The sequence below is a fragment of the Serratia sp. Je.1.23.a genome, from assembly GCF_051129805.1.
Classification (GTDB): domain Bacteria; phylum Pseudomonadota; class Gammaproteobacteria; order Enterobacterales; family Enterobacteriaceae; genus Serratia; species Serratia liquefaciens.
Genome location: NZ_JBCPSR010000002.1, coordinates 908,557 through 920,730, shown reverse-complemented (window position 1 = coordinate 920,730; position 12,174 = coordinate 908,557). Strand labels below are relative to the sequence as shown.

Sequence of the window (12,174 nt, the reverse complement as noted above, 5' to 3'; positions counted from 1 at the left end):
ATTACGATGGCTGATATCAAAGTGCTTCCACAGGTTTCCGCCTTTCTGGCGCAGGAACATGGGCAGTTTATCGATGGACAACTGATCCCGGCGGCGGGCGGACAACGCTTGCCGGTAGTCAATCCGGCCAATGGCCAGACGATCGCCAACGTGGCTGGTGCCACCGCCAACGAAGTGGAGCAGGCGATGCAATCGGCTGACCGGGCGCTGAAGGGCGAATGGGGAAAAAGCCTGCCGGCCCAGCGTCAGCAGATACTGTTACGCTTTGCCGATCTGCTGGAGGCCCACAGAGAGGAGATTGCCCAGTTGGAAACCCTGACCAACGGTAAGCTGATCGGTTCCTCCAGGCTGTTCGAGGTTGACCATACCTGCGTTTTTATCCGGTATTACGCCGGTTGGGCCACCAAACTGCATGGTGAAACCCTCGCGCCGTCAATCCCTTCGTTTAACGGCGAGCGATATACCGCGATGACTTACCGCGAGCCGGTGGGCGTGGTGGCGGCCATTATTCCCTGGAATTTCCCGGTGATGATCGCCATTTGGAAAATTGCAGCCGCCTTGTGCACCGGGTGTTGCATCGTGGTCAAACCCAGTGAGTTTGCACCTTTGACCCTGCTGCGTCTGGCGCAGTTGGCCCATCAGGCCGGGGTGCCTGCGGGCGTATTCAACGTGGTCAATGGCGAACGCCAGGTGGGGCAGTGGCTGATCGAGCATCCACGGGTCAATAAGGTCAGTTTCACCGGTTCGGTTCCGGCCGGTATCGCGATCGGCCAGGCGGCGATAAAAGCCGATTTGACCCGCATCACCCTGGAGTTGGGAGGAAAAAACCCGGCGGCGTTTCTTGCCGACGTCGATACCCAGCGGGCGGTGGACGGCATTATGCTCGCCGGGCTGGTGCATCAGGGGCAGGTCTGTTCCTCTGCCGAGCGGTTTTATATTCATGCGTCGCGCTTCGACGAGATTGTCGAGCAGGTTATCGCCCGAGTCGAGGCACTGCAAATAGGTTCGCCGATGGACGAAGCCACGCAGTACGGTCCGTTGGCTAACCAGGCGCATTTTAACCGCATCAAGGCGATGTTTGATCAGGCGCACAGCCATGACCAGGTACTGAGTGGCGGTACGGTGCTGGACGGAGAGGGGTTCTATGTGACCCCGACGGTGATCCGCGCCACCGGTCAGGACGATCCGCTGATGCGTGAAGAAGCCTTCGCCGGCGTGCTTTGCGCGGGCTGGAAGAGGCTTGCCACCACAGTCTGGTTATCAAGCTCAGCAAGGCGGAGCCCCACTGCGAACGCGTTGGCCTGCGTGTTTTTCGTGAAAAAGATCTGGAGTTGGCCAAGCTGTTTTTGGACCAGCAAGGGTTGGAAAATTGTTGGACCGAAGTGCCGTTTCAGGGGCGTACTCTGCATTTCACCGATCCGACTGGTACGCTGATCGAACTGTGCGCCTCAATGCCCGTGGTGCCGCGCTTGCACCATCAGGTGCATCTGTACCGTGGCGGCAGTGCCCAGCGGCTGGATCACTTCCAGTTGCACACTCCCCACGTACAGCGGGCAGCCGAATTTTACATGACGAAGCTGGGATTCCGTGCCACAGACATCTATTTCAATGAGGGTGGAATGGGGGCCGCATTCTTACAACGCAAAGGCAATACGCAGGATCTGGTGTACTTGCATGGCCCCGGCCCGCGTCTGCATCACTTCGGTTATACCATCCCCGATTCGCAAGAGATCCTGCGCGCCTGCGACACTGCCGGCAATCTGGGCTTCGCCAGCAGCATTGAACGCGGGCCGGGCAGGCACGGTATGGGCCATGTCCTCTATGTTTATCTGCGGGATCCGGACGGGCATCGTATCGAGCTGCACAACACCCCTTATCAGATAATCGACATTGAGCTGGAAACCAATATTCTTGCACCCGATCAACGCCAGCAGTTGCTGCCCTGGGGGCTGCCGCCGCAGCGCAAATGGGTCACCGAAGCCAGTGCCTTTGCCAACACGCCGGTAGAACCGACCACCGAGGGCTATCCGCTGGTGCTGGAAGAGTACTTATCCCGCCAATAGGGCTTGATGCCCGAACCATGCCAGGGCAACCCTTGGATAACCTTGTGCCCGGAAACTCTCCGGGCAATAACATCGGCCTTTACTTCCGTTTTTTTTCAACCAATATGGTCCGGCTGAAATGACAGTCGGAGCCGCCATGGCTCCGTTTATCCACAACGTCGTGGTTGTGGCACAAGGCATCGATACGGATATCCCGCCACGATGCCGAATGACGAACTGGAGAGGTTATGGCTAATCCCTATCGCGAACTTCTGACCACGCCCGGCGTCGGGGGGTTAGTGATTGCGAGCTCGGTTGCCCGTTTGCCGCAGGCGATGATCGGCATCGGTATTATCACCATGTTGGTACAGCAGAGCGGTCACTATTGGTTGGCTGGTGCGGTAGCCGGTATATTTACGCTGGCGAACGCGCTCATGGGTCCGCAGGTATCGAAGCTGGTTGATCGGCTAGGCCAGAACAGGGTGCTTCCATGGGTCACCGCGTTTAGCATTACCATGCTGCTGGCGTTGATAACCGCTGCGCATATGCGTGCCCCAGTCCCGTTGCTGTGTATTCTCGCCATGCTGGCTGGCACTATGCCAAGCATGCCGGCGATGATAAGAGCGAGATGGACACAGCTTTTCCGGGGCAAGCCGCAACTCCACACCGCCTTCTCGCTGGATACGGTGCTGACAGAGCTGACCTTCGTGATTGGACCCCCTTTATCTATTGGCTTGAGCACCGGTATTGCCGCCGAAGCCGGGCCCCTCGCCGCGATAGTGTTGCTGGTGATTGGCGTCACGGCTTTTCTTCTGCAACGTCAGACAGCGCCCAAAGTCATCAAAAACACGACTGAACACCGCGGCTCGACTTTGCGTATCCCGGGCCTCGGCACCATCGTGCTGGCACTTTTAGCCATGGGGGTGATTGGCGGATCTATCGATGTGGCGGTAGTCGCTTTCGCCAACGCACAAGGGTGGCCGACGGCCGCCAGTTTGATTCTTGCTGCCTACGCGCTCGGTTCCATGGTTGCCGGTCTGGCTTTTGGCGCGATCAGGGTTAGCTTGCCGATAGAGCGTCAGTTCTTTATTGGGGTGCTGTTAACGGCGGCAACGTCGGTGTTGCCGCTCCTGTCTGCAGACGTTTACATTCTGATGGCGACCATTTTCGTGGCCGGTATGTCCTTTGCGCCCACCATGGTTGTCGTGATGAACCTTGGCACTATCCTGGTACCGCCGTCCAGGCTCACCGAAGGGCTGACATGGATGACCACCGGCATCAGTATTGGCGTGGCGCTGGGTGCCGCGCTGGCGGGGCTGGTCATCGACGCTTATGGCGCACGCGCCGGCTTCGGCATCGCCATTGCTGCAGGCGTTGTGATGACGATTATCGTGCTTCTCGGTGGACGCACGCTCCACGCTGCCTCGATGCCCCAGGGGGGAGCAACCTGCTCTTAATGCGGCGGCAGCCAGGGATGACCGGGCTGCCGTAAGCGGGCTAGACGCTTAACGAGTCATAATTTTTGCGGCGGTAATTGAGCGCGGACAGGATCCACAGCACCACAAACAGCACGATAGCGGCGTAACCGACGCTGCCCATGTTGTCATTGAGCACCTCGACACCTCGCCACAGCCCGCCCTGTAGCCCCAGCTTATCGGCCAGCAGCCCCAGGCCTTCCAGCCCGCCGATCACCACAGCGATAACCACGCTGGTGGCGGTGATGGTCATGTTGTAATACAGCTTGCGGATCGGTTTATTGAACGCCCAACCGTAAGCGCCAACCATCACAAAATTATCCAGTGAGTCAATCAACGCCATGCCGCTGGCAAACAGCAGCGGGAACACCATGATTGACCAGACCGACATGCCGGATGTAGCACCGGTAGCGGAGATCCCGAGCAGGCCCACTTCGGTAGCTGTATCAAAGCCCAAGCCAAATAAAAAGCCGACTAAATACATATGCCAGCTTTTATTCACCAGATTAAAAGCAAAGCGATACAGCCGCGTCATTACGCCACCGCTGCCGCTCACCAGCAGGGCTACGTCCTGTTCGACTAGGGTTTCACCGCGCTTCACCCGACGGAAAATGCGGTAAACGTCGCGGAAGATCAGCCAGTTCAACAACGCCATCACCAGTAAGAACAGCGAGGAGATCAGCGTGCCCAAAGTGGCGCCATACTGATGCAACCAGCCGATGCGATCGCCAAATGCCAATGAGGTGGCGGCAATCGCGATGCAGGCCAGTACCACAATGCTGGAATGCCCCAGAGAGAAGAAGGCCCCGACGGAAACCGGACGTTGGCCTTGTTGCATCAATTTGCGGGTTACGTTATCGATGGCGGCGATGTGGTCGGCATCCACCGCATGGCGCAGTCCGTAACCGTAAGCCAGCAGCGCGGCGGCAATCAGTGTCGGGTGATGATGAAAGGCAGCAAAGGCCGCACCCCATGCCAGCAGGTTTAGCGCCACTAACGTCAACAACAGCCAAAAGGCGCGGGTATGGGTATGGAAAAACTCGCGGTTTAACATGTTACATCCTGTTGGGTTTTGAACGGGAGACGAGTCAAGGGGATACGCTGCGCGCAGGCGACCAATGCCTGACCGAATGCCAACCCTCCATCGCCCGCCGGCAGCCGTTGTGGCAGCAGCACGTGCAGCGGGGCCAGATGATGCTGCAGCCGTTGGCGTAACAGGCGGTTGTGCAGTACGCCACCGCTTAACGCCACGTGCCGGAGGTTATGCTCTGCGGCAAAATGTTTGGCCAGGCCAGCAAATCCCTGCGCCAGGGCATCATGAAACGCCCAGGCCCGTTGAGCGGCCGGCGCTTGCCAGGCCAGCCACTGCCGCCACAACACGCCCAAATCGAGCTGCTCTGCGCAACGTGGCAACGTCACCGGGTGAGAGCAAGGGCCACTTTGGTGGGCCAGCGACTCAAAAATACTGGCGGCTTCGCCTTCCCAACTTTGCCGTTCGGGCGCACATCCCAACGCGGCGGCGGCCGCGTCAAACAGACGGCCACAGGAGGAGGCCAGCGGCGCATTGATGCCGGCGTTAATGGCTTGGAGCAGGGGGCGCCAGGCGCGCGTCAATAGCCGTTCGGCCTGTGGGCTGCTTTGCCAGTCAGGCACGAAGCGTGCAAAATGCGCCAACTGATTGCGCCAGGGTTGTTGCGCGGCCAGATCGCCGCCGGGCAGTGCCACCGCAGGCAATCCCCCCAGATGACGACAGCGGCGGTAATCGACCCACAGGCATTCGCCGCCCCACAGCGCGCCGTCCTGCCCGTACCCCAGCCCATCCAGCGCCAGGCCGATAACCGCTCCGCCTTCCAGTGGCCAATGGTGTTCGGCCAGGCACGCGGCCAAATGCGCATGATGGTGCAACACCGGGGTCACCGGCAGCTTCTGCTGGGCGGCCCATTGGTGACTGACGTAACCCGGATGAGCGTCGCTGGCTAAGCGCTGTGGCTGGCAATGGTACAACGCCATAAAATGCGCCATGGCCTGCTGCCACTGTTGCTGAATATCTTCCTGTTGCAGGTCGCCAAAATGTGAACTGAGTACGGCTTTATTTCCCTGCAGCAGGCAAAAGGTATTTTTGCGATCCCCGCCCACGGCCAATAGCGGAGGCTGTGAAGGGAAGCCCGGAGGCAATGGCAGGGCATCCGGAACAAATCCGCGCGCCCGACGTAGCATTTCATGGCCTTCAGGCAGCAGACGCACCAGCGAATCATCGGCGCGTTGCAAGATTTCGCGATCGTGCAGCAACCACAGGTCGGCAATGCCGGCCAAATCAGCCAAAGCCTGGCTATTGGTTAATGCCGGAGCTCGGCCGGTGGCATTGCCGGAGGTCATCACCAGGGGCCGTTGTATCTCCTGCATCAGTAAATGGTGAAGGGGATTGGCGGGTAACATCAGGCCCACTTCGTTCAACTGCGGGGCGATAGCCTCAGACAGCGGCGAGTGGGACGAGTGGGGCACCAGCACGATAGGCGCTGCAGCGGACGCCAGCAAAGCCTGTGCGCGCGCCAGATCAATGCCACGGGTGCAGCGCGTCAGCCAGTCGATATTCGGCAGCATCACCGCCAGAGGTTTGCCGGGGCGCCGTTTGCGAAGCCGCAGACGTTCTACGGCCTCAGTCTGGGTAGCATCGCAAGCCAGGTGAAAACCGCCCAGCCCTTTGATGGCCACAATCTGCCCGGCAGCCAATGCGGCTACCGCCTGCTGCAGGGCTTCTTCCCCCTGATGCTGCGGTTGTCCCTCAACGGTGAAACTGAACAACCGAGGGCCGCAGTCGCTACAGGCGACCGGTTGGGCATGAAAGCGCCGGTCGTGCGCCGAACGGTACTCTTGGGCGCAGGGCGAACAGAGCGGAAACGGTGCCATGCTGGTTGCCGGGCGATCGTAAGGCATGGCACGAATAATGGTGAAGCGTGGGCCGCAGTACGTGCAATTGATAAAAGGGTAGCGGTAACGCCGATCCTGCGGATCGTTCATTTCCTGCAGGCATTTTGGGCAGGTCGCGGCATCGGGAACAATCTGGGTCGTCATAGCACCGCGTTGGCTGGCGCGGATGCGAAAATCATCGGGCTTTTTCAGCCAGGTAAAGGGCCGTTGGTGAATGTTGTCGATCTGCGCCAACGGTGGGGCCTGCTGGCACAACAGATGCAGCAACAGCTCAAGGTCGACGGGGTTCACCAGCCGAATCTCCACCCCGGCGCTGTCGTTCCAGACTTCGCCACGTAGATTGAGCTGGTTGGCCAGTTGCCAGACAAAAGGCCGAAAGCCGACGCCCTGTACTTTGCCGCTGATACGCAGCAGCAGCCCCGGATAGGACATGGTTTATTACCCTCTTTGGGTTTTTATAAATTATTAGGAGGCACAACCCTGCGTAGCCTCCTGTCAATTTATTCCCTGGTATTCCCTAAATAATTGGAGTTGCATCAAGGCGGCAAGAGCGGGGATCCCCAGTCACTTACTTAAGTAAGTGACTGGGGTGAGCGCTTGCAGCCAACACAGATGCAGCTTCAAGTATGACGGGATTACATCACGTCTTCTGCGGCGCGGCGCAGGCGAGCTTTCATATCGCTGTAGCTTTGCTGTGCATAGTTCTCCGCCCAGTGCTGGTCGGTAATCGCTGCCAGTTTTACCGCACAGTATTTGGTTTCCGGCGTTTTGGAGATCGGATCCAGGTTTTCCTGCGTCAGTTCGTTACAGGCGCCAATCCACCACTGGTAGGTCATATACACCGCACCCAGGTTAATACGCTCGTTATAGTTGGCTCGACTGATCACTTTGCCGCGACGAGAGGCAACCCACACCAGTTGCTGGTCGGCAATGCCCAACGCGGCGGCATCCTGAGGGTTGATCTGCACGAAGCCGGGCTCATCCGCCAGCGTTTGCAAGGCGGCACAGTTGCCGGTCATCGAACGGCAGGAGTAATGCCCAACCTCACGCACGGTACAGAGCACCAGTGGGTAATCTGCATCCGGGATCTCGGCCGGCGCACGCCAGGTGGTGGCGAACAGTTGCCCTTTACCGGACGGCGTTGTGAACTGGTTACCCTGATACAGGTATGGCGTCCCCTGGCTTTCCAGCGAAGTGCAAGGCCATTGCACGTGACCGAGCTCGCCCATTTTTTCGTAAGTGGCGCCGTAAAACAGCGGGCAGAGTTCGCGCATTTCGTCCCAGATCTGCTGGTTATCCTCATAGTGCATCGGATAGCCCATTTCGCTGGCCAACAGGCTGATGATTTCCCAGTCGCGCTTGACGTTGTACTGCGGCTCAATGGCTTTTTCGAAACGCTGGAACCCGCGATCGGCGCAGGAGAAGACGCCGCCATGTTCGCCCCAGGAGGTGGCAGGCAAGATCACATCCGCCTGTTCGGCGGTTTTGGTCATAAAGATGTCTTGCACCACCACAAATTCCAGCGCTTCGAACGCGCTGCGCACCAGGCTCAGATCGGCCTCGGTCTGCAAGGGATCTTCCCCCATGATGTAGTAGGCTTTCACTTTGCCTTCATGCACCAGGTGCGGGATTTCGGTGATGCGATAACCGACGTTGGGATCCATTTTTGTGGCTTCGATTCCCCAGGCTGCGGCGAATTTGGCGCGCACGGCCGCATCGGTAACCGCTTGATAGCCAGGGAATTCATTGGGCAGCACGCCCATATCGCAGGCACCCTGTACGTTGTTCTGCCCGCGTACCGGGCCGACACCCACGTTGGCGCGGCCCAAATTGCCGGTGAGCAGCGCCAAACTGGCGAGGCCTTTGACCACGTCAACCGCCTGGCCGAATTGGGTCACGCCCATGCCCCACATGATGGTGGCCGAAGGGGCGCTGGCATAGGTGCGCATGGCCTGGCGGATTTGCTGTGCGGTCACGCCGGTCAGGTGTTCCACCGCTTCTGGCGCATAATCCGCCAGTTGCTGCCGGTAGGCCTCGAATCCCTCGGTGTATTTGGCCACGTAATCGCGGTCATAAAGATTCTCTTCAATCAGCACGTAGGCGAACGCATTCACCAGCGCCATGTTGCAGCCGTTCTTGATCTGCAGATGCTGGTCGGCAATACGTGCAGTTTCTATCCGGCGCGGGTCGCACACAACGATCTGCGCGCCTTTCTCTTTAGCCTTAAGCACCCGGCGCGCCACGATGGGGTGCGAGTCGGCACAGTTGTAACCGATGATCAGCAGACACTTGGAGTTTTCGATATCGCCAATCGAGTTACTCATGGCACCGTTACCGAGCGTGGCCTGCAAACCCGCGACCGAAGGCCCGTGGCAGACGCGGGCACAGCAGTCGACGTTATTGGTGCCGATCACCGCGCGGGCGAACTTCTGCATCACATAGTTGGTTTCATTGCCAGTCCCGCGAGAGGAACCGGTGTGCATGATGGCGCTGGCACCGTGCTGGTCTTTAATCTGCTGCAGCCGCTGTGCGGTATAGCTGATCGCTTCATCCCAACTGACGGCCTCAAACTTGCCGCCTTTCTGCCGCCGAATCAGCGGCTGGCTCAGACGCGGGGTCAACAGTTTGGTGTCGTTCAGGAAGTCCCAGCCGTAATAGCCTTTCAGACACAGTTCACCCTGATTGGTCACGCCGTCAGCCGCCTCGGCGCGAATGATTTTGCCGTTATCGACCACCAGTTTCATTTTGCAGCCTGCACCGCAGTAAGGGCAGACGGTTGTGATTTTTTTCATCGGTTCAGTTCCTAAAACAGTGACGACATTGTGTCGAGCGCGGCGCGGCGGCGCTTCTCGGCGTTCATTTCCTGCAGCATGTTGCGATCGACGCAGTGCAACGCATTGGTTGGGCAGGTTTCCATGCAGGCCGGGCCGCTGTCGCGACCGATGCACAGGTCACATTTATGGGCTTCGGCTTTCTCGGTGGTGGCGCTCATCATGGCGCCATTCTGGCGGACCACCGGACGGGTGATCACTTCCATGGCGCCATAGGGACAGGCCACGACGCAGGTTTTGCAGCCGATGCAGCGTTCCTGCATCACCAGGACCATGCCGTTGGTGCGACTGATGGCACCGTTCGGACAGACGTTGGAGCAGGGGGCGTCCTCGCACTGGCGGCAAAGCACGGCGGTGCTGACGTTGACGCCTTTAATCACATGCAGGCGCGGGGCAAAGCTGGTGGCGTTCAACGCCGAAATATCCTGGCTTTCGCTGTGCGCCATCACGCAGGCAATTTCACAGGTACGGCAGCCGATGCATTTTTTGGGATCGGCGATGATAAACCGGTTCATCAATAACTCCTGGGTTACCCTTCATCCGGGTATGGCAAAAGAGAGGTCGTGGCTCTGGTTAGGCATAAAACATGCCAATATTGAAAATGTTTAAAAAGCAGAGGGTTATCTTTTTATGGCCCCGGGGTCGACAGCAGGTCGACAGAAATGACGATGCCGCGTCAGACATTCGTCACCTCCAGCTGCGGATAACCGCCATTGTCATCCCAGTGAAGCAAGCGTTGATGGAGCACCGTCACCGCCTGTTTCACCGCCGCGCTGATCGGGTAATAAAACGCCACCACTTCGGGCTGAATGCCGATAAAGGTAATTTCCGCTATGTCTTCGCGCAGTTGGTCGATCAGAAAGTTAAGCGGCAGGTTATGCGTCGTCATGATGAACATGGCGGCAATGTCTTTTTCGTCGATCACCCGTGTTTCACCCGGCGCGAGCCCCATGTCGGTGGCGTCGACGATCACCAGGCGATCAGGGCGTAGCTCGCGGATATGCCCGATGTCATTTTCCGGTGCCGCGCCGCCGTCAATCACCTGCCAACCCGCGGGGGGATGACCGGCACAGAGTTCAGCCAGCAGCGGCCCGGCACCGTCATCTCCCATCATGCAGTTGCCCACACACAATAAAACGTCAGTCATCATGCCTCCGGACCATCAGGTAAATGGCGGGTTCGTTTTCAATCGATTGAAGCAGGGCGATCAGCTGTTGGCTCCAGCTTTGCTGTTCAGTGTTCATACGCGGCGCCGCGTGGCTCAACGCCGTGGCCAACAGGTGGGTATGGCTGTTGTCGATACAGATTTCGCCAAACCGATCGACCCCTTCCAGTTTGCGCCGTGCGGTGCTGCCCGCAGGCAACTGCGCTATCCAGGCGCGAAACCCCGCCAGCGGGCAGCTGAGTTTGGCTTCCAGGCAGTCGATCACGCCCAGATGATGGCCGATCGCCAGGCTGTAATAGATCACCTCCTGGGCCTTCGGCGGGGCCTTTTTCTCCTGCACAAACTTGCGGCTAAGGGAGTAAAACACCACCTGTCCTTGGGAATCGGTCATAGCCGCAGCTCCCCACGCAGCACCCGTTGATAAATGCCCTGCAGGTTGCCGACAATTTCATTCAGGCGCAGGTCATCTTGCTGGTGGAGATAAGCGGCGATGCGCTGTTCGACCGGTTCGGGTGTCTCTGCTGCCAGCAGTTGCATGAACTGGTCGGCGATTTGGCGACCGTAGCGGTAACCGGCCATACGCCGGGCTTCGCGATCCAGCAGCACTCGCAGCGGCTGGGGCAGTTGCGGGTGCAACAGGCGCGTAGCTTCACCGTGGGTTTCATCATGCTGGTGGCCTTTGATTTTCTGATCCAGCAGGCCTAGCGCCATGGCGAAACCGTAAATGGTCGCCGCCGGCGTCGGCGGGCAGCCGGGAATATAGACATCGACCGGAACGATGCGATCGGTGCCGCCCCACACGCAATAAAGATCGTGGAAGATACCGCCGCTGTTGCCACAGGCACCGTAGGAGATGCTGATTTTAGGATCGGGTGAGGCCTGCCAGGCGCGGATCGCCGGAATGCGCATGGCGCGGGTCACGGCACCGGTGAACAACAAAATATCGGCATGTCTGGGGGAAGGAACCACTTTGATGCCGAAACGTTCCGCGTCGAACAGCGGTGAAATGGCAGCGAAAATCTCAATTTCGCAACCATTACAGCCGCCGCAGTCCACCCGATAGACATAGGCCGAGCGGCGAATATCCTGCAGCAGGGTGGTTTTCAGCTTGGCGATGCTGTCGTCGAGGGTGATTGGCACCGGCAGGCCATTTTCATCACGTGGTCCAATCAATGGCGAATTCATGAGATGACCTCCCGGGTCAAATGGCGGCCGATATCAATGCGATCGGCCTGGGTCAGATTCTGCTGCTGTTTGCAGGCCGGGCAGGTTTCAAACTGCGCACGGCGGGTTGCCGCCTCCGAGCTGCTCAACCCGAGCAACGCCATCGCATAATCAATTTCCTTTTGCGCCGCATAGGGTTTGCCGCACTGTCGGCAATGACAAATGGCGAAGTCGGCTTGTTCGTACAGATCCTCTTTACGCCACACTGCCAGTTCGAACTGCTGCGAAAGCCGAATGGCAGCGGTTGGGCACACTTCCTCGCAGCGGGCGCAAAAGATGCAGCGGCCAAGAAACAGCTGCCAGCGCAAGGTGCCGCTGTTGAGATCGGGGGTCATGCTCAACGCGTTGGACGGACAGGCGTTGGCACAGGCACCGCAGGCTATGCACTGCTGTGGGTTGTATTCGGGCTTGCCGCGAAAGTTCGGATCAATGGCCAGCGGCTGGGCCGGATAGGCGACAGTGGCCGGGCCGGTCTTCAGCACTTTTTTAATCAGTTTCAGCATGATGGG

At 58.8% G+C, this 12,174-nt stretch carries 11 protein-coding genes; 3 read left to right on the top strand and 8 right to left on the bottom strand.

What is annotated here, in order from left to right:
- Window positions 1-6 precede the first annotated feature (6 nt).
- The 3 genes from AAZT04_RS12070 to AAZT04_RS12060 all read left to right on the top strand — a co-directional run bounded on the left by AAZT04_RS12070 (window position 7) and on the right by AAZT04_RS12060 (window position 3,499).
- Window positions 7-1,434 (top strand): aldehyde dehydrogenase family protein, encoded by a 1,428-nt coding sequence (locus AAZT04_RS12070; protein WP_434680203.1) that lies wholly within the window; start codon window positions 7-9, stop codon window positions 1,432-1,434.
- Window positions 1,362-2,063: a VOC family protein gene (locus AAZT04_RS12065; protein ID WP_434680201.1), complete on the top strand. Its 702-nt coding sequence runs from the start codon at window positions 1,362-1,364 to the stop codon at window positions 2,061-2,063. The genes AAZT04_RS12070 and AAZT04_RS12065 overlap by 73 nt, the downstream gene beginning before the upstream one ends.
- Before the next feature lie 227 nt (window positions 2,064-2,290).
- The gene (locus tag AAZT04_RS12060) at window positions 2,291-3,499 is read left to right on the top strand and encodes an MFS transporter (RefSeq protein WP_434680199.1); all 1,209 of its coding nucleotides are present in this window, start codon (window positions 2,291-2,293) and stop codon (window positions 3,497-3,499) included.
- 40 nt (window positions 3,500-3,539) lie between these two features.
- Here AAZT04_RS12060 and AAZT04_RS12055 read toward each other — a convergent pair whose 3' ends face one another.
- From AAZT04_RS12055 to AAZT04_RS12020, 8 genes are all read right to left on the bottom strand, one after another.
- The gene (locus tag AAZT04_RS12055; RefSeq protein WP_337047523.1) at window positions 3,540-4,571 is read right to left on the bottom strand and encodes a HoxN/HupN/NixA family nickel/cobalt transporter; all 1,032 of its coding nucleotides are present in this window, start codon (window positions 4,569-4,571) and stop codon (window positions 3,540-3,542) included.
- Window positions 4,565-6,877, bottom strand: a complete 2,313-nt coding sequence (hypF, locus tag AAZT04_RS12050; protein ID WP_337047524.1) for a carbamoyltransferase HypF — start codon at window positions 6,875-6,877, stop codon at window positions 4,565-4,567. Before hypF ends, AAZT04_RS12055 begins: the two co-directional genes overlap by 7 nt.
- 203 nt (window positions 6,878-7,080) lie before the next feature.
- Window positions 7,081-9,237, bottom strand: a complete 2,157-nt coding sequence (gene fdhF, locus AAZT04_RS12045; RefSeq protein ID WP_337047525.1) for a formate dehydrogenase subunit alpha — start codon at window positions 9,235-9,237, stop codon at window positions 7,081-7,083.
- Between the two features lie 11 nt (window positions 9,238-9,248).
- A complete protein-coding gene (hydN, locus tag AAZT04_RS12040) occupies window positions 9,249-9,791 on the bottom strand; it encodes an electron transport protein HydN (protein ID WP_046373547.1) in 543 nt (180 codons plus the stop codon).
- A gap of 161 nt (window positions 9,792-9,952) precedes the next feature.
- Window positions 9,953-10,423: a hydrogenase maturation peptidase HycI gene (gene hycI / locus AAZT04_RS12035; protein ID WP_048758917.1), complete on the bottom strand. Its 471-nt coding sequence runs from the start codon at window positions 10,421-10,423 to the stop codon at window positions 9,953-9,955.
- Window positions 10,416-10,832 (bottom strand): formate hydrogenlyase maturation HycH family protein, encoded by a 417-nt coding sequence (locus AAZT04_RS12030; protein ID WP_020826903.1) that lies wholly within the window; start codon window positions 10,830-10,832, stop codon window positions 10,416-10,418. Before AAZT04_RS12030 ends, hycI begins: the two co-directional genes overlap by 8 nt.
- Window positions 10,829-11,626 carry an NADH-quinone oxidoreductase subunit B family protein gene (locus AAZT04_RS12025; protein WP_149573269.1) on the bottom strand — a complete coding sequence of 266 codons (798 nt, stop codon included), beginning with the start codon at window positions 11,624-11,626 and terminating at the stop codon, window positions 10,829-10,831. The genes AAZT04_RS12030 and AAZT04_RS12025 overlap by 4 nt, the downstream gene beginning before the upstream one ends.
- Window positions 11,623-12,168, bottom strand: coding sequence for a formate hydrogenlyase complex iron-sulfur subunit (locus AAZT04_RS12020; protein WP_142815203.1), 546 nt, complete (start codon window positions 12,166-12,168; stop codon window positions 11,623-11,625). Before AAZT04_RS12020 ends, AAZT04_RS12025 begins: the two co-directional genes overlap by 4 nt.
- Between the last annotated feature and the right edge of the window lie 6 nt (window positions 12,169-12,174).